The sequence below is a fragment of the Serratia sp. JSRIV002 genome (assembly GCF_019968725.1).
GTDB lineage: Bacteria > Pseudomonadota > Gammaproteobacteria > Enterobacterales > Enterobacteriaceae > Chania > Chania fonticola_B.
The window spans coordinates 2,125,006-2,145,670 of record NZ_CP074143.1 but is presented as its reverse complement, the minus strand read 5'-3'; the positions used below and the strand labels follow the sequence as shown (position 1 = coordinate 2,145,670).

21 protein-coding genes are annotated in these 20,665 nt (G+C 55.8%); 14 read left to right on the top strand and 7 right to left on the bottom strand.

Annotated elements, in window-relative coordinates; genetic code table 11:
- The first annotated feature begins 91 nt into the window (after window positions 1-91).
- The 6 genes from KGP26_RS09980 (at window position 92) to KGP26_RS09955 (ending at window position 7,933) form a co-directional block, all read left to right on the top strand.
- Window positions 92-988, top strand: coding sequence for a lysine exporter LysO family protein (locus tag KGP26_RS09980; protein ID WP_059200376.1), 897 nt, complete (start codon window positions 92-94; stop codon window positions 986-988).
- A gap of 179 nt (window positions 989-1,167) precedes the next feature.
- Window positions 1,168-2,817 carry a hydroxylamine reductase gene (gene hcp / locus KGP26_RS09975; RefSeq protein WP_223665353.1) on the top strand — a complete coding sequence of 550 codons (1,650 nt, stop codon included), beginning with the start codon at window positions 1,168-1,170 and terminating at the stop codon, window positions 2,815-2,817.
- 55 nt (window positions 2,818-2,872) lie between these two features.
- Window positions 2,873-3,877 carry an NADH oxidoreductase gene (hcr, locus tag KGP26_RS09970; RefSeq protein WP_223665352.1) on the top strand — a complete coding sequence of 335 codons (1,005 nt, stop codon included), beginning with the start codon at window positions 2,873-2,875 and terminating at the stop codon, window positions 3,875-3,877.
- Window positions 3,878-4,001: 124 nt separating this feature from the next.
- A complete protein-coding gene (gene poxB / locus KGP26_RS09965) occupies window positions 4,002-5,723 on the top strand; it encodes a ubiquinone-dependent pyruvate dehydrogenase (RefSeq protein ID WP_094982389.1) in 1,722 nt (573 codons plus the stop codon).
- 108 nt (window positions 5,724-5,831) lie between these two features.
- On the top strand, window positions 5,832-6,848 hold the full coding sequence (gene ltaE, locus KGP26_RS09960) for a low-specificity L-threonine aldolase (protein ID WP_223501246.1): 1,017 nt from the start codon (window positions 5,832-5,834) through the stop codon (window positions 6,846-6,848).
- A gap of 92 nt (window positions 6,849-6,940) precedes the next feature.
- On the top strand, window positions 6,941-7,933 hold the full coding sequence (locus KGP26_RS09955) for an MBL fold metallo-hydrolase (RefSeq protein WP_021804962.1): 993 nt from the start codon (window positions 6,941-6,943) through the stop codon (window positions 7,931-7,933).
- Between the two features lie 62 nt (window positions 7,934-7,995).
- On the opposite strand, the gene KGP26_RS09950 is transcribed toward KGP26_RS09955, so the two are convergent.
- A complete protein-coding gene (locus KGP26_RS09950; protein ID WP_179246428.1) occupies window positions 7,996-8,343 on the bottom strand; it encodes a DUF1294 domain-containing protein in 348 nt (115 codons plus the stop codon).
- 153 nt (window positions 8,344-8,496) lie between these two features.
- Here KGP26_RS09950 and KGP26_RS09945 point away from each other — a divergent pair, with 153 nt between their 5' ends.
- Window positions 8,497-9,939, top strand: coding sequence for a DUF2867 domain-containing protein (locus KGP26_RS09945; RefSeq protein WP_223665351.1), 1,443 nt, complete (start codon window positions 8,497-8,499; stop codon window positions 9,937-9,939).
- 151 nt (window positions 9,940-10,090) lie between these two features.
- Window positions 10,091-11,101, top strand: coding sequence for an NAD(P)-dependent oxidoreductase (locus KGP26_RS09940; RefSeq protein WP_037375026.1), 1,011 nt, complete (start codon window positions 10,091-10,093; stop codon window positions 11,099-11,101).
- A 133-nt stretch (window positions 11,102-11,234) separates the two neighbouring features.
- Here KGP26_RS09940 and KGP26_RS09935 read toward each other — a convergent pair whose 3' ends face one another.
- Genes KGP26_RS09935 through KGP26_RS09925 form a run of 3 tightly spaced genes read right to left on the bottom strand, consistent with a single transcriptional unit; the run spans window position 11,235 to window position 12,732 of the window.
- On the bottom strand, window positions 11,235-12,071 hold the full coding sequence (locus tag KGP26_RS09935) for an N-acetylmuramoyl-L-alanine amidase (RefSeq protein WP_172413988.1): 837 nt from the start codon (window positions 12,069-12,071) through the stop codon (window positions 11,235-11,237).
- A 32-nt stretch (window positions 12,072-12,103) separates the two neighbouring features.
- A complete protein-coding gene (locus KGP26_RS09930) occupies window positions 12,104-12,376 on the bottom strand; it encodes a hypothetical protein (RefSeq protein ID WP_021804965.1) in 273 nt (90 codons plus the stop codon).
- 32 nt (window positions 12,377-12,408) lie between these two features.
- On the bottom strand, window positions 12,409-12,732 hold the full coding sequence (locus KGP26_RS09925) for a heavy metal-binding domain-containing protein (RefSeq protein ID WP_021804966.1): 324 nt from the start codon (window positions 12,730-12,732) through the stop codon (window positions 12,409-12,411).
- Between the two features lie 176 nt (window positions 12,733-12,908).
- Here KGP26_RS09925 and KGP26_RS09920 point away from each other — a divergent pair, with 176 nt between their 5' ends.
- The 6 genes from KGP26_RS09920 (at window position 12,909) to KGP26_RS09895 (ending at window position 17,535) form a co-directional block, all read left to right on the top strand.
- The gene (locus tag KGP26_RS09920) at window positions 12,909-13,457 is read left to right on the top strand and encodes a lipoprotein (RefSeq protein ID WP_021804967.1); all 549 of its coding nucleotides are present in this window, start codon (window positions 12,909-12,911) and stop codon (window positions 13,455-13,457) included.
- 262 nt (window positions 13,458-13,719) lie between these two features.
- Window positions 13,720-14,448: an arginine ABC transporter ATP-binding protein ArtP gene (artP, locus tag KGP26_RS09915; RefSeq protein ID WP_094982923.1), complete on the top strand. Its 729-nt coding sequence runs from the start codon at window positions 13,720-13,722 to the stop codon at window positions 14,446-14,448.
- A gap of 32 nt (window positions 14,449-14,480) precedes the next feature.
- Window positions 14,481-15,212, top strand: coding sequence for an arginine ABC transporter substrate-binding protein (artJ, locus tag KGP26_RS09910; RefSeq protein WP_021804969.1), 732 nt, complete (start codon window positions 14,481-14,483; stop codon window positions 15,210-15,212).
- Between the two features lie 9 nt (window positions 15,213-15,221).
- Window positions 15,222-15,938 carry an arginine ABC transporter permease ArtQ gene (artQ, locus tag KGP26_RS09905; RefSeq protein ID WP_021804970.1) on the top strand — a complete coding sequence of 239 codons (717 nt, stop codon included), beginning with the start codon at window positions 15,222-15,224 and terminating at the stop codon, window positions 15,936-15,938.
- Window positions 15,938-16,606, top strand: coding sequence for an arginine ABC transporter permease ArtM (gene artM / locus KGP26_RS09900; protein WP_115159626.1), 669 nt, complete (start codon window positions 15,938-15,940; stop codon window positions 16,604-16,606). Before artQ ends, artM begins: the two co-directional genes overlap by 1 nt.
- Before the next feature lie 194 nt (window positions 16,607-16,800).
- Complete coding sequence (locus tag KGP26_RS09895) at window positions 16,801-17,535, top strand: arginine ABC transporter substrate-binding protein (RefSeq protein ID WP_021804972.1); 735 nt, start codon at window positions 16,801-16,803, stop codon at window positions 17,533-17,535.
- A 38-nt stretch (window positions 17,536-17,573) separates the two neighbouring features.
- On the opposite strand, the gene rlmC is transcribed toward KGP26_RS09895, so the two are convergent.
- From rlmC to potH, 3 genes are all read right to left on the bottom strand, one after another.
- Window positions 17,574-18,701 carry a 23S rRNA (uracil(747)-C(5))-methyltransferase RlmC gene (rlmC, locus tag KGP26_RS09890; RefSeq protein ID WP_223665350.1) on the bottom strand — a complete coding sequence of 376 codons (1,128 nt, stop codon included), beginning with the start codon at window positions 18,699-18,701 and terminating at the stop codon, window positions 17,574-17,576.
- Window positions 18,702-18,844: 143 nt separating this feature from the next.
- A complete protein-coding gene (gene potI / locus KGP26_RS09885; protein ID WP_209522315.1) occupies window positions 18,845-19,690 on the bottom strand; it encodes a putrescine ABC transporter permease PotI in 846 nt (281 codons plus the stop codon).
- Window positions 19,687-20,649 carry a putrescine ABC transporter permease PotH gene (gene potH, locus KGP26_RS09880; protein WP_021804975.1) on the bottom strand — a complete coding sequence of 321 codons (963 nt, stop codon included), beginning with the start codon at window positions 20,647-20,649 and terminating at the stop codon, window positions 19,687-19,689. Before potH ends, potI begins: the two co-directional genes overlap by 4 nt.
- Between the last annotated feature and the right edge of the window lie 16 nt (window positions 20,650-20,665).

Sequence of the window (20,665 nt, the reverse complement as noted above, 5' to 3'; positions counted from 1 at the left end):
CGCGTAAATCCGCCACTTTACTCCGCCGCCCATTTTGGTTAGCGTGTTAGGTTTGCCGTATTCCCTCCAGATTAAAGGACGCTTGTTTCACATGTATTCAGGACTGCTGATTATACTGATACCGCTAATTGTCGGTTATCTTGTCCCCTTGCGTAGCGTCACCCTGATCCGGGCCATTAACCGGCTGCTGAGCTGGATGGTGTATGTGATCCTGTTCATTATGGGGATCAGCCTGGCATTCCTGGAAAACCTCAGCAGCAACCTGATGCTGATCTTTCAGTACACCCTGGTGTTTTTTCTGTGCATTTTCTGCGCCAATCTTCTGTGGTTATCGCTGTTTGAACGCCGCCGCCCCTGGCACAGTACTCACAAGCAAGAAACATTACCTTCACGCCTGCATATGGCGTTGGAATCCCTGAAGCTCTGTGGAGTGGTGGTGGGTGGCTTTGCCTTGGGACTCACCCAGTGGCACTGGCTGCAATTTGCTGGCCAAGGCAGTGAATATGCCCTGCTGTTTCTGTTGCTTCTGGTGGGCGCACAGTTACGCAACAGTGGGATGACGCTACGCCAGATTGCCCTCAATCGCCGTGGCATGATGGTCGCCGTGGTGGTGGCGCTCAGTTCGCTGGCGGGTGGTGCAGTGGCCGCACTGCTGCTGGGGTTGCCGCTGAAAGCCGGTTTGGCGATGGCTTCGGGTTTTGGCTGGTACTCCCTTTCCGGCATCCTGATCACCGACGCCTATGGCCCAGTGATGGGCAGCGCCGCCTTCTTCAACGATCTGGCTCGTGAGCTGGTGGCAATAATGCTGCTCCCTACGCTGGTGCGCCGTAGTCGCTCCTCTGCGTTAGGTTTATGTGGTGCCACTTCGATGGATTTCACCCTGCCGGTTCTGCAACGCAGCGGCGGGATAGAAATGGTGCCTCCCGCCATCGTGCACGGATTCTTGCTGAGCCTGTTGGCTCCGGTGTTAATCGCCCTGTTCTCCTGACGCCCACGGGCGCGGCTCGCCGCGCCTGCTGTCAAAGCGTAATAATTCCCATCCACACGCCAACTTGTTCTAAATCAAACTTTGTTAAAGTTGTATCAAAAAAGCCTTTTTAAGGTTGCGTCATCGATCTATGCTTCAAAACAAGCATTATAAATGCAACTTTAAAAAAGGAAGCGATTATGTTCTGTGTGCAATGTGAACAAACCATCCGGACACCGGCAGGTAACGGCTGCTCCTACGCTCAAGGGATGTGCGGCAAAACGGCAGAAACCTCCGACCTGCAGGATCTGTTGATAGCGGCGCTGCAAGGGCTCTCTGCCTGGGCCTTGCAGGCGCGTGCATTGGGTATTATCGATCATGATGTCGACAGTTTCTCCCCACGCGCCTTCTTCTCTACGCTGACCAACGTTAACTTCGATTCCGAACGCATTATCGGCTATGCACGTGACACCATTGCCCTGCGTGACTCGCTGGCGGTTCGCTGCCGCTTGCTCGACGCCAGCGTGCAGGTCGATCATCCGCTGGCCCAGCTGCAACTGGCCGGCAACGATATGCCTGCGCTGTTGCAACAGGCTGCGCAGTTTGCCCTCAATAAAGATAAAGCCGAGGTAGGCGACGATATCCACGGCCTGCGGATGCTGTGCCTTTACGGCCTGAAAGGGGCCGCCGCCTATATGGAACATGCCCATGTGCTGGGCCAGTTCGACAACCAGATCTATGCCGATTACCACGCCTTCATGGCCTGGCTGGGTACCCAACCGAGCGATCTGGACACCCTGCTGAACAACTCGATGGCCATCGGCAAAATGAACTTCAGCGTGATGGCTATTCTGGATCGCGGCGAAACCGGTGCCTTTGGCGACCCACAACCGACCACGGTCAACGTGCGCCCGGTGGCGGGCAAGGCGATCCTGATCTCCGGACACGACCTGAAAGATCTGCGCTTGCTGCTGGAACAGACCGCAGGCACCGGCATCAACGTGTATACCCACGGCGAAATGTTACCGGCCCATGGCTATCCAGAGCTGAAAAAATTCCCACACCTGGTGGGCAACTACGGCAGTGGCTGGCAAAATCAGCAGACCGAATTCGCCAAATTCCCGGGTTCGATCGTCATGACCTCCAACTGCATCATCGATCCGAACGTCGGCAACTATGGCGATCGCATCTGGACGCGCAGCATCGTTGGCTGGCCTGGTGTCAACCATCTGGAAGGGGATGATTTCAGTACCGTGATCGCTCAGGCTCAGCAGTTGGCTGGCTTCCCTTACAGCGAAATCGAACAACTGATCACCGTCGGTTTTGGCCGCCAGGTACTGCTCAACGCTGCCGATACCGTGGTTGACCTGGTAGTACAGAAAAAACTGCGCCACGTATTTCTGGTGGGTGGCTGTGACGGCAGCCGTGACGAACGCAGCTATTTCACCGATTTTGCCCGCAGCGTGCCGCAAGATTGCCTGATCATGACGCTGGGATGCGGTAAATACCGCTTCAACAAGCTGGACTTCGGCACGCTGGAAGGCCTACCGCGCCTGCTGGACGTTGGCCAATGTAACGATGCCTATTCCGCCGTAATGCTGGCAGTCAAACTCGCCGAGAAAGTCGGTGGCACGGTCAACGATCTGCCGCTCAGCCTGGTGCTGTCGTGGTTCGAGCAGAAAGCGATCGTCATTCTGCTGACGCTGCTGTCGCTAGGGGTGAAAAATATCGTCACCGGCCCAAGTGCCCCGGCCTTCCTGACCGACAATCTGTTGGCGGTGCTGAATGAGAAATTCGGCCTGCGTTCGGTCACCACCGTAGAGCAGGATATGCAAACCCTTCTCGGCTAAGGCCGTTGTTCCGGGGCTGCCCATCGCGGCGGCCCCGTTTGTTGTGAGGTGCCCTATGAGCCAACCCAGCCCACTTTGCCCCAACCCGATGCAGGTGCACTCCCTGCAACAGGAAACCGCCGACGTCTGGACGCTGAACCTGATCAATAACGACTTTTATCCTTATCAGCCCGGTCAGTTTGCATTGGTCAGCATTCGCGACAGTGCAGACACGCTGCGAGCCTATACCCTCTCCTCTTCGCCCGGCCTGAGTCCTTTTATCAGCATCAGTGTACGTTGCCTGGCGGATGGCGCTGGCTCACGCTGGCTGACGCAAGAGGTCAAACCGGGCCAAACGCTCTGGTTATCAGACGCCCAGGGAGAATTCAGCTGCGTGCAACACCCCAGCGATCGCTACCTGATGCTGGCTGCCGGCTGTGGCGTCACGCCGATCATGTCGATGTGCCGCTGGCTGGTGGTGAACAAGCCGCAATGCGATATCCGGGTGATCTTTAACGTCCGCACCCCGGCCGATGTGATTTTTGCCGAACAATGGCAACGGCTATGCGCCGCCCATCCGCAATTGCAACTGACATTGATGGCTGAGCAGGATGCACAGCCCGGCTTCCTGTCTGGCCGCATCAATGAACAGGTGCTGCAACAGGCCGCGCCGGACATCAGCTCACGCATCGTGATGACTTGCGGCCCTGCCCCTTACATGCAACAGGTTGAGCAGCTTTGTCTGGCGCTCGGTGTCCCCGCTGCCAACTTCCATCAGGAACAGTTCCACACCTCGGCAAAGCTGGATGATGGGAAAAACGAACAATTAACATTGCGCATCGGTCAGCCACTGCGTGAATTCCGCGTACCGGTCGGCAGCACCTTGCTCGCCGCTTTAGAAGCCCATAAATTACCGGTCAATGCCGCCTGCCGGGCTGGCGTTTGCGGCTCGTGCAAAACCCGTATCATCGACGGCCAATACACCACCACCAGCACCATGACGTTAACCCCGGCGGAAATCGAGCAGGGTTACGTGCTAGCCTGTAGCTGCCAGCTACAAAGTGACGTCACCCTCGCCTGAAGCTTTGCCCCATCTTCCCGATGGGGCACATATCGGTAAGCGTATTCCCTGATGCCCTTCTACACTTTCTGTTTGCCTTTAATCGGGCGAGTACCCCTCATTTTGGATAATGACTGGAGGAACTATGAAGCAAACAGTAGCCACGCTGATCGCCAAAACGTTGGAACAGGCCGGGGTAAAACGGATCTGGGGCGTCACCGGCGATTCGCTCAACGGCCTGAGTGACAGCCTGCACCGGATGGGAACCATCGCCTGGATGGGCACCCGCCACGAAGAAGTCGCCGCCTTTGCCGCCGGTGCCGAAGCGCAGCTCACCGGCCAACTGGCGGTCTGCGCAGGCTCCTGCGGCCCGGGCAACCTGCACCTGATCAACGGCCTGTTCGATTGCCACCGCAATCACGTTCCGGTGCTGGCTATCGCTGCCCATATTCCTTCCAGCGAGATCGGCAGCGGCTACTTCCAGGAGACTCACCCGCAAGAGCTGTTCCGCGAATGCAGCCACTACTGCGAGCTGGTTTCCAATCCAGAGCAACTGCCGCGAGTGCTTGAGATCGCCATGCGCAAAGCGATCCTCAACCGGGGTGTCTCAGTGATCGTGCTGCCTGGAGATGTCGCCCTGCAAATGGCGCCAGAAGATGCCAGCATGGTGTGGCATACGCCTGCGCACCCACTGATGCAGCCACCGATGAGCGAACTACAAAAGCTGGCAGAAACGCTGAACAGCGCCAAAAATATCACCCTGATGTGCGGCAGCGGTTGCGCCGGATCGCATGACGAAGTCGTCAAACTGGCCGAACTGCTGCAGGCCCCGATTGTGCACGCCCTACGCGGTAAAGAGCACATCGAATGGGATAACCCTTACAGCGTCGGCATGACCGGGCTGATCGGTTTCTCCTCCGGCTACCACGCCATGATGAACGCGGATACCTTGGTGCTGCTAGGCACTCAGTTCCCTTATCGGGCGTTTTATCCTGGCAATGCCAATATCATTCAGATCGATATCAACCCCGGCAGCATAGGCGCTCATTGTCCAGTTAATATGGCGCTAATGGGCGATATCAAAACGACGCTCAGCGCCTTGCTGCCGCAGCTGCAAGCCAAGAGCGACCGCAAGTTCCTGGATAAAGCGCTGGAGCATTACCGGGAAGCGCGTAAAGATCTCGACGGATTGGCTACAGCTAACGATGACCAGCCGATCCACCCACAATATCTGGCACAGCAACTCAGCAACTCAGCCACGGATGACGCCATCTTCACCTGCGATGTCGGCACGCCGACGGTGTGGGCAGCTCGGTATTTGAAAATGAACGGCAAACGCCGCCTGCTCGGTTCGTTCAACCATGGCTCAATGGCCAACGCCATGCCGCAGGCGATTGGTGCCCAGGCCACCGAACCGGATAAGCAAGTGATCGCCATGTGCGGTGACGGTGGCTTCACCATGCTGATGGGGGATTTTCTGTCGCTGGCGCAGTTGCAGCTGCCGGTCAAGGTGGTGGTATTCAATAACAGCGTGCTGGGCTTTGTGGCAATGGAGATGAAGGCCGGTGGCTACCTTACCGACGGCACCGATCTGCACAACCCGGATTTTGCCGCTATCGCCAATGCGGCAGGCATCAAAGGCATTCGGGTAGAAAAGGCCTCCGAGCTGGACGCGGCATTGCAGGAAATGCTGGCCCATCCTGGCCCGGCCTTGCTCGACGTGGTCACGGCCAAACAAGAGCTGGCGATGCCGCCGCAGATTAAATTCGAACAGGCTAAAGGGTTCAGCCTGTATATGCTGCGCGCCATCATCAATGGCCGGGGTGATGAAGTTGTCGAACTGGCTAAAACCAACTGGCTGCGTTAATCGCTTCTGGGGGCAATGAAGTTGGTTGTCCCCTGCATTTTCCGCTTTTGCCCCGCGCTAATCCGGTTATGATGAAAGCCACTTCCTCATCAGCTACCAAGGACCCGTATGCTTATCGATTTACGCAGTGACACCGTTACCCAACCTAGCGCAGAGATGCGCACCGCCATGGCGCAGGCTGACGTCGGCGACGACGTGTATGGCGACGATCCCACCGTCAACGCCCTCCAGGCTGAAGCGGTCAGACTCTCTGGCAAAGAGGCGGCATTATTCCTGCCTACCGGCACCCAGGCCAACCTGGTAGCCCTGCTGAGCCATTGCCAGCGTGGTGAGGAATATATTGTTGGCCAGCAGGCGCATAACTACAAATATGAAGCCGGTGGTGCCGCCGTGCTGGGCAGCATTCAGCCGCAGCCGATCGAAGCCAATCCCGATGGCACGCTGCCGTTGGATAAAGTCGCCGCCGCCATCAAACCCGATGATATTCACTTTGCCAAGACTCGTCTGCTGAGTCTGGAGAATACCATCAGCGGCCGCGTGCTGCCGCTGGAATATCTGCAACAGGCCTGGCAGTTCACCCGTGAACACAAACTTGCTCTGCACATTGACGGCGCGCGCATTTTCAACGCGGCGGTGGCACTTAACGTACCGCTGAAAACCCTCGCCCAGTATTGCGACACCTTCACCATTTGTCTGTCAAAAGGCCTGGGTGCACCGGTTGGCTCCCTGCTATGCGGTAGCAAAGAGTTTATTCAACGTGCCAACCGCTGGCGCAAGATGACCGGTGGCGGAATGCGCCAGGCCGGTATTCTGGCGGCGGCCGGGCTCTATGCGCTGGAGCACAACGTCGAGCGGCTGAAAGAAGATCATGACAACGCCAAATGGCTCGAACAACAGCTACGTGACATTGGCGTAGATATTGCCGAACCGGGCGCACAAACCAACGTGCTGTACCTGCGCCAATCCCCGGAGCTGGCGGCCAAGCTCGGCCCCTGGATGCGCGAACGTGGTGTGTTGATCAGCGCCGGGCCGTTAACCCGTATCCTGACGCATCTGAACGTTAGCCGCCAGGATCTGCAAAAAGTCGTCGACCTATGGCAGGAGTTCTTGCAGCAGCACGCTTGATTTTTTTGCAGTAACACCGGGAGGCCCCGCTTCCCGGTTCTCGCCAAACCCGTTATCTCAGCCTAGTTTCAAAACCTGAAGGGATATCATCTATGAGTCATAAATTGCGCCAGACGTTATTAGCTCTCACCCTCGCTAGCAGTGGAATGATGTTTACCTTGCCAGCCAGCGCCGCCTCAGCGCCGGCCCAACAGCAGACACAGGCTCCCGGCTATTACCGCATGATGTTGGGTAACCTGGAGGTGACAGCGCTGTATGACGGTTATACCCACCTTGCGACCAAGCTGTTCCACGGCGTCAGCGAGCCGGATATGCAAAAGCTGTTCGCCCGCATGTTTACCGACAGTAAGTCAGGCATACAGACTGCGGTTAACGCTTTTCTGGTGAATACCGGTACGCATCTGGTTTTGGTCGATGCCGGTACCTCGCAGTGTTTTGGACCAACCTTGGGGGCTATCAAAAACAACCTGCGCGCGGCAGGTTATCAGCCAGAGCAGGTTGATATGATATTGCTGACGCATCTGCACCCCGATCACGCCTGCGGCATCACCGATCAGGGCAAAGCCGCCTTCCCTAACGCTACTGTCTATGCCTCCAAGGCCGATGGCGATTATTGGCTGAGTAAAAAGATAGCGTCCAAAGCCCCGAAAGACGCGCAGCCGATGTTCAAAATGGCCCAGGACGCCGTGGCCCCTTATGCCGAACAGGGCAAGCTGAAATTGTACAGCCCTGGGGAGCAGTTACTTCCTGGGTTGGAGGTGATAGCGACACCGGGCCATACACCTGGGCATACCTCTTACCTGTTCAGCTCCGGCGGCCAGAAACTGCTGTTGTGGGGGGATATCGTCCACAGCCACTCTTTGCAGTTTGCCAAACCTGAAGTCGCGGTGGACTTTGACACGGACTCCAAACAGGCGATCGCTACCCGGCAGAAGGTGTTTGCCGATGCGGCTGAAAACAAGCTGTGGGTTGGCGGAGCGCACTTACCGTTCCCTGGCCTGGGCCACGTACGCGTCGAAGGCAAAGGTTATGCGTGGGTGCCGGTTGAATATGCACCGGTGGTCGTTGGCGAGAAGAAACCTTAACGTAGATTGTTGACAACGGGCGGCGCATGCGGCGCCCGTTTAATGACGCATAGTGCGGTAACTCAAACCACCATCCGGCCATAGAGCCAGTAACCCACAGCCAGTATCAGCAGCAGGTTCAGCACTACGCTGAGAATAAAATAGGTTTTGAACGGCTGTTTCTGTGTTTTATGACGGAACATCCGTTGCCCGATAATGGCCCCTATCCAACCGCCCAGCACGCCGAACAGCAGCAGGGTGATTTCCGGCACCCGTTGCCAACTTTTGCAGGCGGCCAGCTTATCAGCTCCGTAGATCAGCAGGGTCAGCAAGTTTACCAGCAGCAACCACGTCCACAGCGGAGCGGGAAAACACAGGCTGCCAGCCAGAGCAATTAGCAGCAGCAAATAACACAGGGAATTGATTTTCATCGGGCATGGGCTCGTTGCTTGATCGCCGCGTAGTGTGAACCGCCCTCCGTGCAGATGCAACCATTGATACCCATACATAAAGTGCATTTAGCCCGCTAATTTGGCATCCTGTCGTTCATGCTCACATTAACATCAATAAACTAAGGCAGCGCAATGACCTCCCAACGTATTCTGGTTCTTGGAGCCAGCGGTTATATTGGCCAACACCTGATCCCCCGTTTGACCGAGCAGGGCCACGAAATCACCGCCGCAGCACGCCGTATAGAATGGTTGGAAGAGCAAAACTGGCCGCACGTAAGCTGCCGCTACGTGGATGTCTATCGCCCAGAAACGCTAACGGCGGCGCTATGGCAGATCGATGCCGTTTACTACCTGATCCACGGCATGGGCGATGGCGATGATTTTATCGAAAAGGAACGCCAGGCGGCGGAGAACCTGCGCGATGCCTTGCGAGGATCCAACGTTAAACAGGTTATTTTCCTTGGCGCACTGCAACCAGAGGGCAATAGCTCCCCCCACCTCATCGCCCGTAAACTGACCGGCGAAATCCTGCGTCAAAGCGGCATTCCCGTCACCGAATTGCGCGCCAGTATCGTGGTTGGCCCTGGTTCAGCCGCGTTCGAGATTATGCGCGATATGGTCTATAACCTGCCGATCCTGACGCCACCGCGTTGGGTGCGGTCAAAATCGTCCCCGGTCGCACTGGATAACCTGCTCACTTACCTGACCGAGCTACTGCAACATCCGGCGCAGGAAAACCGGATTTTTGACGTGGCCGGGCCGGAGTACATCAGTTACCAAACCCTGTTCGAGCGCTTTATCAAGATCAGCGGCAAAAAGCGCTGGCTGATCCCGGTGCCGCTGCCGACACGCTTTATCTCGGTATGGTTTATCAGCATGATCACGTCTGTGCCAACCTCGATTGCCAGCGCGCTCATTCAGGGGCTGAACCATGACTTACCTGCCGATGGCAAACCGCTGCAAGCCTTGATCCCACAGCCACTACAAACCTTTGATGAGGCCGTGAAGGAAACGCTACGCCGCGAAGACGAGGTGGTCGACTCTGCCGACTGGGGTTACGATCCTGAAGCCCGAGCCCGCTGGCGCCCCGGTTATGGTTTCTACCCCAAACATGCAGGCTGTGAGGTGGATACCCAGGCTTCCAGCGAAGCGCTATGGCACGTTGTGCAGCAGTTGGGTGGTAAAGAGGGATACTTCTACGCCAACATTCTGTGGCAAATCCGCGCCCGCATGGACGATATGATCGGCAACGGCGTCGTTTATGGCCGACCGCGGCGTGACACCCTGGAAATCGGCGATCTGGTCGATGGCTGGAAGGTGATCACCAAGAAGCCATTACGGCAGCTGGCATTGATGTTCGGGATGAAAGCTCCGGGGCTTGGCCGCCTGACCTTCAGCATCAAAGACCTGGGCGATCGCCGCCAACTCGATGTCCGCGCCTGGTGGCATCCTGCCGGTTTCAGCGGGCTGTTATACTGGTTTGTCATGATGCCCGCCCACCTGTTTATTTTCCGTGGCATGGCCAAACGGATTGCCCAATTGGCCGAAGAGTACGATAACCAGCGTCCTCATTAGTCGAATTCTCGATCAACCGCACAGTTTGCTGCTGCGGTTAGGTCCTTTCTCATTGCATAGCGCACAAAATCACGAAAGAATGGCACCTTATTTGCTGGGGCGCGCTAAAACGCCCTCAGCATCCTGATTTTTGGTGAGAACAGAGTGAGTTATGAAGGTATTGGTCACCGGTGCAACCAGTGGGTTAGGCCGTAACGCCGTTGAATATCTCCGCCGCCAAGGCATAAAAGTACGTGCCACCGGGCGCAATCAGGCCATGGGTTGCCTGCTGGAAAAAATGGGTGCCGAATTCATCCATGCCGATCTCACCAACCTGATCTCTTCACAGGCCAAAGCCATGCTGGCGGATGTCGACGTGCTGTGGCACTGCTCCGGTTTCACTTCCCCATGGGGCACGGAAGAAGCCTTCGAACTGGCCAACGTCCGCGCTACCCGTCGTTTGGGGGAATGGGCTGCGGCCTACGGTGTAGAACGGTTCATTCATATTTCGTCGCCGGCAATTTACTTTGATTATCACCATCACCGCAATGTGGATGAAGACTTCCGCCCGATTCGTTATGCCAACGAGTTTGCCCGCAGCAAGGCCGCCGGGGAACAGGTGGTGCAACAGTTGGCGCTGTCCAACCCGCAAACCCATTTCACCATCCTGCGCCCACAGGGGCTATTTGGCCCACACGACAAAATCATGCTGCCGCGCCTGCTGCATATGATCAAACATTACGGCAGCCTGCTGCTACCGCGTGGCGGGGATGCACTGGTCGATATGACCTATCTGGATAATGCGGTACACGCCATGTGGCTGGCCACCGTGAAGGAAGAGACTCCTTCTGGTCGGGCCTACAACATCTCCAACCAGCAAGCCTGCACGCTACGCACCGTGCTGCAACAGTTGATCGATGAGTTGGGCATGAAGTGCCGCATCCGCTCGGTGCCCTACCCGATGCTCGATATGATGGCTCGTGGCATGGAAAAGCTGGGCAGTAAAAGCGATAAAGAACCCGTGTTGACCCATTACAGCGTCGCCAAGCTCAATTTCGATCTGACGCTGAACACCACTCGCGCACAGCAGGAACTGGGTTATCAACCCGTGGTTTCGCTTGAAGAAGGCATTAGCCGTACCGCTCGCTGGTTGAAAGAGCACGGTAATCTGCACGGGCTATAACTAACCCCCTCACCCCAACCCTCTCCCACAGGGAGAGGGAGCTGTTAGTCCCTGCACATTTGGTAGTAAAAAGATAATCTCAGCAAACTCGAACGGTCCACTATGGGAGAGCGTGAGGGCATTTCTTTTGGCGTTAGCGCATAGCTCCGTATTTGCTTAGCAACGCTTCTATAATCGCCTCGCTTTCTGCATCTGGCTCACCGCGATAATCGCTGGGCCGGAAATGCATCTGAAACGCCGCTACCAAGTTCCGCTGCTGCTTGGCATCCCATGTAGGATCAACGCCATAGCCGTATCGCGCCAGCTTTTCCAACAGTGATGCCATCGCCACCGGCTCATGCTTATCACGGCCTGCCAGGTAACGTTCCACCTCCCGCTCATCCGGCCAGGCACCAATACCTGCCTGCGCCAGCTGTTGCCATGGGAAGAGAGGGCCAGGATCCTGTTTGCGCTGCGGGGCGATATCGCTATGCCCTACCACGTCCGTCGGTTGCAGCGCGTAACGCTGTACAATATCGCGGCTAAGTTGGATCAGTAACGAAATTTGCTCTGGCGTATAAGGCTGCCAGTCTGTCTCCAGCAAGTTACGCGTAAAGCCCCGGTTGACGATCTCAATACCGATCGAGGTATCGTTCAAATTGGTACGCCCACGCCAGTTGCTGGCACCCGCATGCCAAGCTCGCAGCTCTTCGGGCACCAGTTGATACGCCACCGGTTTACCGCCCTGCAGTGGCGGATGGGCGGGCAGCAAGTAATGGGCGCTGACGTGCTCGTCCGTCAGCGTTTTCAGCGAGGAGTGAAAGTCTTCTGCGGTGTAATGCATCACCAGGAAACGAATACGCTGATCGGCCCCCGGTGCCTGATGCAGGGTTTCCAACTGATAGCTGCCGTGATCCACCAGCGTGCTGGTGGATTGCTGTTGGCACCCCGTCAAAACGCCAATGGCGGCGATCCACAACCACTTGGCCACAGTATGCTCCTTTCCGCAGTGATGCACCGCCATCAGGGGATGACCGAGTCTGGTACAGTCTCAGCCGCTTGCAAGGTTTGCATCAGCTTGCGTCTATCGTAATAACACTTGCCCCACGACGCCAGGCAGGACGCCCCTAGCGCGCCTTCAATCGAATCATAAATGGGATCGAACTCGCCGCTAAAGAAACTAAACAACACCCTTCCCAGCGTGGCGGCTCCCCCAATCAGCAACCAGGTCATCACCTGGGTTAGTTGGCTGATTTTCAATTGCAGTTCACTGCTTCCCTGCTCGGTATTTTTCATTTCACTTCCTGGTTATCTCACGTTATCCCCGTTTAGCGGCTGACTTTTACCGCGGTGCCACTGACGCTGACCATCAGCATGGTGCTATCTTTACCCACGGTTTGATAATCGATATCGATGCCGACTACCGCGTTAGCCCCCAGTTCTTTGGCCTGCTCCTGCATCTCCTGAAAGGCCAGCTGACGTGCCTTGCGCAGCTCTTTCTCGTAGGCACCGGAACGGCCACCAACGATATCACGCACACCAGCAAAAAAATCGCGGAAAATATTGGCACCCAGAATCGCCTCGCCGGTAACTACGCCGCAATATTCGGTGATGGTAAACCCTTCCAGGGTGTGGGTAGTGGACAATTGCATCAAGAACTCCTTATAAAATCAAATCATTGCTGTGGTAGGACAGCTAATTTAAGCGGATGTTCTGTGGCACAATGGCACACAGCACCAATGCAAGGACCAAAAACGCCTTTATACTGTAGGCTAGTCCCGTGGTTTTCGGTCTTCATGGTTGAGAGACTTTTACATAAGGTTATGAGATGAAAACAAAAACGCTTGCTGTTGTTTTACCCTTGGCCCTGTTCTTAAGCGCCTGTACCACCGTCGAACCGGCCTTTAAGGATGTTGGCGTCCGCACTGGCGCCTGCGTGGACGGTGGCCCGGATACGGTAGCCCAGAAATTCTATGACCTGCGCATTCAGCAAGGCCCAAGCACCGCTCTGCCGGACAGCAGCCGTCTGGCACAGTTGCAGCCTTACCTGAGCCAGGTGCTGTATCAGGATCTGGTCAGTGCCGCTCAGCACCCTGGCAAACACACCATCACCGGCGATCTGTTCTCTGGCAATGCCCAGGGGCCAACCAGCGCATCGGTTGCCAGCGCTTCCACCATTCCTAACACCGATGCCAAAAACATCCCGCTGCGTGTACAGTTGACCCACCAGAAAGAAGGTGCCAACACAATCAACTGGCAGGACGAGGTGCTGATGGTCCGTGAAGGCACCTGCTGGGTAGTTGACGACATCCGCTTCCTCAACATCCCGCCGCATGCCGCCAGCGGTACGCTGCGTCAGGTTCTTGAGAACCAGTAACACCAAGATGGCAGCCGGGTGTATCACCTTCCCGGTTGCCAATTACCCCCTCAGAAACGCTCAAAATTCCATCACATTGAGAAAAATAGCTAGCTATCTCACAGAGTGCGCGACAAATCCGCCATTCAGCCAGCGCTCACGGTATCTTCTGCTATTATTTAGTCATTCTGCGACGTACTAATAAATTTTAACTCACAAAGATTGCATAAGTATTCTGTGGAAGTTACCATTCCCGGCATCAATGTCTATTCAATTTCAGCGCATGAGTATTCAACTAAAAGATATCAACTGCTTTTATGGCGCACATCAGGCGCTGTTTAACATTACACTGGATTGCCCTGCCGGCGAGACTCTGGTGCTGCTTGGTCCAAGCGGCGCGGGTAAGAGTTCACTGCTGCGGGTGCTTAACCTGCTGGAAATGCCACGCTCTGGCCACCTGCAAATCGCGGGCAATCAGTTCGACTTTAAACAGTCACCGGGGGAGAAATCCATCCGCGAACTGCGCCAAAACGTGGGCATGGTGTTCCAGCAGTACAATCTCTGGCCGCATTTGACCGTGGTGCAAAACCTGATCGAAGCGCCCTGCCGCGTACTTGGCCTGACCAAGGCACAAGCGATGGCGCGTGCCGACAAGTTGCTGACCCGGTTACGCCTGACCGATTTTGCCGACCGTTTCCCACTGCATCTCTCCGGTGGCCAACAACAGCGCGTAGCCATTGCCCGTGCGCTGATGATGGAACCTCAGGTGCTGCTGTTCGATGAACCTACGGCCGCACTGGATCCGGAAATTACCGCGCAGATCGTCAGCATCATTCGCGAGTTGGCGGGCACCGGTATTACTCAGGTGATCGTCACCCATGAGGTTGAAGTCGCGCGTAAAACCGCCAGCCGCGTGGTGTATATGGAAAATGGCCATATCGTCGAACAGGGCGATGCCAGCCACTTTGCACAACCGCAAACCGTAGAGTTTGCCAATTACTTATCACACTAATAGCGATATTTGCTGTTCTCAGGGAGTTTGCGATGAAAAAACTACTAATCGCCGCCGTTCTGGCTGGCATCAGCGTTTCTGCCTCAGCAGCCGAAACTATCCGTTTCGCTACCGAAGCTTCCTACCCTCCGTTCGAATTCGTCGCGGCGGATAACAAGATCCAGGGCTTCGACGTCGATCTGGCCAACGCTCTGTGTAAAGAGATGCAGGCCGAGTGTACCTTTACTAACCAAGGCTTCGACAGCCTGATCCCAAGCCTGAAATTCAAGCGTTTCGATGCCGTGATGGCCGGTATGGATATCACCCCTGAGCGCGAAAAGCAGGTGCTGTTCAGCAAGCCTTACTACGATAACTCGGCCCTGTTTATTGCCGAGAAAGGCAAAGTGGCCGACGTGGCCGCGCTGAAAGGCAAACGCGTTGGCGTGCAAAACGGCACCACGCACCAGAAATTCCTGACCGATAAACACCCGGAAATCACCACCGTGGGCTACGACAGCTACCAGAATGCCATTCTGGATCTGAAAAATGGCCGTGTTGATGCGGTGTTCGGCGATACCGCCGTGGTTAACGAGTGGCTGAAAGAAAACGCTGCGCTGACCGCCGTGGGCGATAAAGTGACCGATAAAGACTACTTCGGTAGCGGTCTGGGCATTGCCATGCGCCTGCAAAATACCGAACTGCAGGGCAAATTCAACGCCGCCCTGGATAAAATCAAGCAGGATGGGACTTACGAAACCATCTACAAAAAATGGTTCCAGCAGTAATCATCATCCATGAATGAAATCCAACCTTTAGCTAGCGCCGCCGGGATGACCGTCGGCCTTGCCGTTTGTGCCCTGGTCCTCGGCCTGATCCTGGCGATGCTGTTTGCCGTCTGGGAGTCATCCCGCTGGAAAGCGGTCAGTTGGCTCGGCACCGCCTGGGTGACCCTGCTGCGCGGCTTGCCAGAAATTCTGGTGGTGCTGTTTATCTACTTCGGCTCTTCACAACTGCTGATGATGCTGTCCGACGGCTTCGTCCTGAACTTCGGCCTGTTCCAGTTACCGGTGCAACTGTCCATCGACAATTTCGAAGTCAGCCCGTTCCTGTGCGGCGTTATCGCCCTGGCCCTGCTCTATTCTGCCTACGCGTCGCAAACGCTGCGTGGGGCACTGAAAGCGGTGCCACTGGGTCAGTGGGAATCCGGCCAGGCTCTCGGGCTAAGCAAGACGGCTATCTTCTTCCGCTTGATCATGCCGCAAATGTGGCGTCACGCGCTGCCGGGGCTGGGCAACCAGTGGCTTGTGCTGCTGAAAGATACCGCGCTGGTGTCGTTGATTAGCGTTAACGATTTGATGTTGCAGACCAAAAGTATTGCCACCCGCACCCAGGAGCCGTTTACCTGGTATGTGATTGCGGCAGCAATCTATTTGGTTATCACCCTGCTGAGCCAGTACATCCTTAAGCGGATCGAGCTGCGCACCACGCGTTTTGAGCGGGGGCCTGCCTGATGCTTGAATTCATCCCCGAAATCCTCAAAGGCTTGCATACCAGCCTGTCGCTGACGATCGTCGCACTGATTGTTGCCTTGCTGATGTCGCTAGTGCTGACGGTGATCCTGACGTTAAAAACCCCGGTGCTGACGCAGTTGGTGAAGGTCTACATTACGTTGTTCACCGGTACGCCGTTGCTGGTGCAGATCTTCCTGATTTACTACGGCCCTGGCCAGTTCCCGGCGATCCGTGAATATCCCTGGTTGTGGAACCTGCTGTCGCAACCCTGGCTCTGCGCGATGATTGCCTTGGCGCTGAACAGTGCGGCCTACACCACCCTGCTGTTCCATGGGGCGGTACGCGCTATCCCGGCGGGCCAATGGCAATCCTGTGAAGCGCTGGGCATGTCACGTAAGCAAACGCTGCGTATTCTGCTGCCGTATGCCTTCAAACGTGCCTTGTCATCCTACTCTAACGAAGTGGTTCTGGTGTTCAAGAGCACCTCGCTTGCCTATACCATTACGCTGATGGAAGTGATGGGCTATAGCCAACTGATGTACGGCCGGACTTATGACGTGATGGTGTTCGGTGCCGCTGGTGTTGTGTACCTGTGCGTGAATGGCCTGCTGACGTTATTGATGCGTTTGGTTGAACGCCGCGCATTGGCTTTTGAACGTCGTAATTGAATCAAGCCTCGCTGAACTAGCCCTGCCTTGCGCGGGGCTTTTTTATGACCGGAAATAATTTTCTAGTCATTTATATTGAATAGTCATTCACTAAATGGCATTGTTATCGGCATAGCCACTCACAATGCTCTTGGGGCGTTGTCAGAAAAAAAGGTGGCGAGACAACAATCAAATTTACGACAGGAGCCGTACCGATGAAAAAGCTGTTACTTGCCGCCACCCTTCTCGCCGGGATCACCTTTAACGCTGCCGCCGCAGACACCATCCGTTTCGCCTCTTCAGCGACCTACCCGCCGTTTGAATCTCTGGATGCCAATAACCAGATCGTCGGTTTTGATATCGATTTGGCCAAGGCCTTGTGCAAGCAGATGCAGGCCGACTGCACCTTTACCAACCAGGCCTTTGACAGCCTGATCGCCGCGCTGAAATTTAAAAAATATGACGCGGTGATTTCCGGTATGGACATCACACCAGAGCGTAGCAAGCAGGTAACCTTTACCCAGCCCTATTATGCCAACTCGGCTATCGTCATTGCTCAGAAAGGCAAGTTCACTACGCTGGCGGATTTGAAAGGCAAAAAGCTGGGGATGGAAAACGGCACCACGCATCAAAAATACATGCAGGACAAGCACCCGGAAATCAATACCGTGTCTTATGACAGCTACCAAAACGCCGTGCTGGAGTTGAAGAATGGCCGTATCGATGGCGTGTTCGGTGACACTGCGGTGGTTAATGAGTGGCTGAAGAATAACCCCGAACTGGCCGCCGTAGGCGAGCACGTAACCGATGCGCAGTACTTTGGCACCGGCCTGGGCATTGCCGTACGCCCGGACAATCAGGCACTACTGGCCAAGCTGAATGCTGCGCTGGATGCGATCAAGGCGGATGGGACCTACAAGGCAATCAACGATAAGTGGTTCCCACAGTAATACCCTCCGCTAGACTACTGGCCCTCACTGGAGGGCCATTATTTCCGCACCAGTAGCGTCAACACTTCGTAATGGGCAGTATGCGGGAACATATCAAATAGCTGCACGCGCTCAACTCGGTAATCCGGCAGCATCGCCAAATCCTTCGCCATACTTAACGCATTACAGCTGGAATAAAGAATATAACCCGGCGCCATGCGGTTGAGATAATCACACAGCTCGTTGCCAATCCCCCGGCGCGGCGGGTTCACCAAGACCAACTCCGGAACTTCCCCCTCAGCGGTGGCAAATCGGGTCGAATCCAGCGCCTGGAAATCCACCCGCTGCAAGCCGAGGGTTTGCGCAGACTGTTTGGCACAGGCTATCGCCTCTGCACTGATTTCAATGCCGGTCAGCCTGGTTTCCGGCTGTGCGCAATGCAACCCGAAACCGCCAACGCCACAGAACAGATCCCACATGCTGGCGATACCTAGCGCCCGTACCCAATCCCGCGCGGTGGCATACAGCTGGCTGGCCACCTGCGGATTGGTTTGAAAAAAGCTCTGCGGGCGAATGTATAACGGCACCTGGTTGAATCGCTCTTCCAGCGCCTGCTGTTCGGTCAGCGGGATTTCATGCTCACCTTCCATGATCGCCATGTGTACTGGCTGAATATTGGCGGCGATCACCTTCAACTGCGGCAACTGTTCTTGTAACCAAGGCAAGGCCGCACGCAGTTGCGCCAGCTTGCTTTCGGAACGCAGCACAAAGCGCAACATCAGGCCGCCGCTGAAGGTGCTTTCCGTCAGTAGTAAATATTTCAGCTCGCCACGTTTGCGCGCCACGTTATAAGGCGTTAACCCGGCACGAGGGATAAACTCTTTTAATACCGCGAAAATCGGAGCAAAGCTGGCCGGGTACAACGGGCAATCACACAGGTCTACCGGCGTGCCATCACGGTGCAACATGCCAAGCAACGGCCGCTCAACGCTACCGCTGACCACCATTTTCGCCTTGTTGCGAAATGCACTTTCTTCACCCGTCACCGGTTCTAACCACTGCGCGACATCGCGATCCGCCAGCAAGGATTGCAGATGATGTTGTTTTTCTTCCAGTTGCTGGGGATAAGGTTTTTCCAGCCACTGACAGGAACGGCAGGTGCCCGCCGAGTACAAAGCGCAATGCATGAATAGTAACCGTTAACTCAGGATGACCAATGAGGGCGCAGATTGTACCACCCAACGCGGATAAAAACTTACTTACCAGGCAGTAGAAGATAAAACGCCGCCTGGTCAGGCGGCGCTTAAAGCTCGATTAATCTTCAGTAGTATCAGCCACGAGCGGCCCTTTGCAGCTCACGCGCACGCTGTTTTTCCGCCCGCGCCATAAACCACCAGGCAATAAACCCGAGGATCCCCACCACCAGCAGGATCAGCGTCGCCAAGGCGTTAATCTCCGGGTTAACCCCCATCCGCACGCTGGAGAATACCAGCATTGGCAAGGTGGTAGCCCCAGGCCCGGCCACGAAGCTGGCAATCACCAGATCGTCCAACGAGAGAGTAAATGCCAGCATCCAGCCCGAGATCAGCGCCGGGGCAATCATCGGCAAGGTGATCACGGAAAACACTTTCAGCGGTGTAGCACCCAGATCCATCGCTGCCTCTTCTATTGAACGATCCAGCTCACGCAAGCGCGAACTGATAACGACCGACACATAGGCAGTACAGAAGGTGACGTGCGCCAACCAGATGGTAAACATCCCACGCTCAGAAGGCCAACCAAAGGAATGCCCCATCGCCACAAACAGCAGCAGCAGCGACAAACCGGTGATCACGTCTGGCATCACCAGCGGTGCGGTGAGCATAAAGGCAAACCCGGTCGCCCCCCGGAAACGCCCAAAGCGCACCATCACCATCGCGGCAATGGTGCCGAGGATCACCGCCGCCGTGGCGGAAGCTGCCGCAATGGTCAAGCTCAGACCAACCGCGCTGATCATCGCCGAATCATGGAACAGTTCGATATACCAACGGAACGACCAACCCGCCCATACGGTAACCAGCTTGGAGCTGTTGAACGAGTAGATCACCAGCATCAGCATCGGTGCATACAGGAAGGTGAAACCAACCACCAGAATCGCTATGCGCCACGGTGAGCGCACTACCGGCAAGTTATTCATCCCTGCCCTCCCATTTCCTTGTTCTGGTGCTTGTGGAACCAGAGAATAGGTACAATCAGCAACAGCAGCATCACGGTAGCAACCGCCGAGGCGACCGGCCAGTCACGGTTATTGAAGAACTCCTGCCAGAGCACGCGGCCAATCATGATGCTGTCTGGCCCGCCGAGCAGTTCCGGGATCACAAACTCCCCCACCGCCGGGATAAACACCAGCATCGAGCCGGCAATAATACCGCCCCGCGTTAACGGCATGATCACGCTGAAGAAGGTTTTCAACGGCTTGGCCCCCAGATCCAGCGAGGCTTCAACCAGCGAGTAATCAAGGCGCGTCAGCGCGGTATAAATTGGCAACACCATAAACGGCAGATAGGAATAAACGATGCCGATATACACCGCCAGATTGGTATGCAGGATCACCAATGGCTGATCGATTACCCCCAGCCACATCAGGAAGTTGTTCAACACCCCGTTGTTCTTCAGTATCCCCATCCAGGCATACACGCGGATCAGGAATGACGTCCAGGAAGGCAGGATCACCAACAGCAGCAGGATGTTGCGGGTCGACGGTTTACTGTGCGCCACCGCCCACGCCAGCGGATAGCCGATCACCAGGCAGCACAGCGTTGAAACCGCCGCGATCTGCAAGGATTGCAGATAGGCATCGATGTATAACGGGTCATCGGTCAGTTGCAGGTAGTTGGCAAAATTCAGCGCAATATCGAGTTTGCCGTCTGCCCAACTCATCAGATCGGTATAAGGCGGTACCGCCAAAGCCAGCTCAGACAGACTGATCTTGAACACGATCAGGAACGGCAGCATAAACAACAGCAGCAGCCACAGCAGCGGTAGCGCGATCACCAGTTTGCGACCATGGGCCATCTGCAAACGTTGGATAAACGCCTTAATCGGGCCGGGTACTCTTGCCGGAGGCTCCGGCGAACGTTCAGAAAGCAATGTCATGACAGTTACTCCTCAC

What these genes read in the sequence shown, in the direction of transcription:
- KGP26_RS09980 (WP_059200376.1), top strand. Translation starts at nt 92, where the DNA reads ATGTATTCAGGACTGCTGATTATACTGATACCGCTAATTGTCGGTTAT.
- hcp (WP_223665353.1), top strand. Translation starts at nt 1,168, where the DNA reads ATGTTCTGTGTGCAATGTGAACAAACCATCCGGACACCGGCAGGTAAC.
- hcr (WP_223665352.1), top strand. Translation starts at nt 2,873, where the DNA reads ATGAGCCAACCCAGCCCACTTTGCCCCAACCCGATGCAGGTGCACTCC.
- poxB (WP_094982389.1), top strand. Translation starts at nt 4,002, where the DNA reads ATGAAGCAAACAGTAGCCACGCTGATCGCCAAAACGTTGGAACAGGCC.
- ltaE (WP_223501246.1), top strand. Translation starts at nt 5,832, where the DNA reads ATGCTTATCGATTTACGCAGTGACACCGTTACCCAACCTAGCGCAGAG.
- KGP26_RS09955 (WP_021804962.1), top strand. Translation starts at nt 6,941, where the DNA reads ATGAGTCATAAATTGCGCCAGACGTTATTAGCTCTCACCCTCGCTAGC.
- KGP26_RS09950 (WP_179246428.1), bottom strand. Translation starts at nt 8,343, where the DNA reads ATGAAAATCAATTCCCTGTGTTATTTGCTGCTGCTAATTGCTCTGGCT.
- KGP26_RS09945 (WP_223665351.1), top strand. Translation starts at nt 8,497, where the DNA reads ATGACCTCCCAACGTATTCTGGTTCTTGGAGCCAGCGGTTATATTGGC.
- KGP26_RS09940 (WP_037375026.1), top strand. Translation starts at nt 10,091, where the DNA reads ATGAAGGTATTGGTCACCGGTGCAACCAGTGGGTTAGGCCGTAACGCC.
- KGP26_RS09930 (WP_021804965.1), bottom strand. Translation starts at nt 12,376, where the DNA reads ATGAAAAATACCGAGCAGGGAAGCAGTGAACTGCAATTGAAAATCAGC.
- KGP26_RS09925 (WP_021804966.1), bottom strand. Translation starts at nt 12,732, where the DNA reads ATGCAATTGTCCACTACCCACACCCTGGAAGGGTTTACCATCACCGAA.
- KGP26_RS09920 (WP_021804967.1), top strand. Translation starts at nt 12,909, where the DNA reads ATGAAAACAAAAACGCTTGCTGTTGTTTTACCCTTGGCCCTGTTCTTA.
- artP (WP_094982923.1), top strand. Translation starts at nt 13,720, where the DNA reads ATGAGTATTCAACTAAAAGATATCAACTGCTTTTATGGCGCACATCAG.
- artJ (WP_021804969.1), top strand. Translation starts at nt 14,481, where the DNA reads ATGAAAAAACTACTAATCGCCGCCGTTCTGGCTGGCATCAGCGTTTCT.
- artQ (WP_021804970.1), top strand. Translation starts at nt 15,222, where the DNA reads ATGAATGAAATCCAACCTTTAGCTAGCGCCGCCGGGATGACCGTCGGC.
- artM (WP_115159626.1), top strand. Translation starts at nt 15,938, where the DNA reads ATGCTTGAATTCATCCCCGAAATCCTCAAAGGCTTGCATACCAGCCTG.
- KGP26_RS09895 (WP_021804972.1), top strand. Translation starts at nt 16,801, where the DNA reads ATGAAAAAGCTGTTACTTGCCGCCACCCTTCTCGCCGGGATCACCTTT.
- rlmC (WP_223665350.1), bottom strand. Translation starts at nt 18,701, where the DNA reads ATGCATTGCGCTTTGTACTCGGCGGGCACCTGCCGTTCCTGTCAGTGG.
- potI (WP_209522315.1), bottom strand. Translation starts at nt 19,690, where the DNA reads ATGAATAACTTGCCGGTAGTGCGCTCACCGTGGCGCATAGCGATTCTG.
- potH (WP_021804975.1), bottom strand. Translation starts at nt 20,649, where the DNA reads ATGACATTGCTTTCTGAACGTTCGCCGGAGCCTCCGGCAAGAGTACCC.